Annotated in this window: 1 protein-coding gene; it reads left to right on the forward strand. The window is 73.1% G+C overall.

The window, feature by feature from the left end; genetic code table 11:
* The coding region (locus HO151_RS02690) for a beta-ketoacyl reductase (RefSeq protein ID WP_173894518.1) at nucleotides 1–863 on the forward strand (863 nt) is incomplete at both ends.

The following is an 863-nucleotide window of genomic DNA, read 5'->3' on the forward strand; positions in this document are numbered from 1 at the left end:
TTCGTCCTCTTCTCCTCGGTGGCGGGGACGTTCGGCAGCGCCGGACAGGGTGCCTACGCGGCGGGCAACAGCTTCCTCGACGCCCTGGCCGTCCACCGCCGCTCCCTCGGCCTGCCTGCCACCTCCCTGGTGTGGGGTCCGTGGGCGCAGGACGCCGGGATGACGGAGGGACTGTCGGAGACGGACCGGCGGCGTATCGCGCGGTCGGGCCTGCCGGCGGTCACGGCGGAGCAGGGCACGGCGCTGTTCGACGCCGCTCTTGCCTCCGGCGAGCCGGTGCTCCTCCCCGTACGCCTCGACTTCCCGGCTCTGCGGGCCCAGGGCGAGATACCGCCACTGCTGCGCGGTCTGATCCGTACCCCCGCCCGCCGGAGCGTCACGGCGGTCGACTCCGCCACGGCCTCGGGCCTGGCCGCACGTCTTGCCGGGCTCGACGAGGTCGAGCGGCGTGAGACCGTACTGGACCTGGTGCGTGGTCAGATCGCGGTGGTCCTCGGCCACGCGGGCGCGCAGACCGTCAACCCCGACCGGGCGTTCCAGGACCTTGGGTTCGACTCGCTGACGGCGGTGGAGCTGCGCAACCGGCTGGGCAAGGCCACCGGTCTGCGACTGCCCGCGACGGTCGTCTTCGACTACCCGACCGCCGCCCTCCTCGCCGACCACCTGCTGGACAGCGTCCTCGGTACCGAGTCGGCGGCGGTGGTGCCGGTGGCGGTGCTGCCGTCGGTGGCGGACGATCCGGTGGTCATCGTGGGGATGGCGTGCCGTTATCCGGGTGGGGTGTCCTCGCCGGAGGACCTGTGGCGGGTGGTGTCCGAGGGTGTGGACGCCGTCACCGAGTTCCCGTCGGACCGTGGCTGGGA

This window comes from Streptomyces sp. 8P21H-1 (assembly GCF_013302945.1).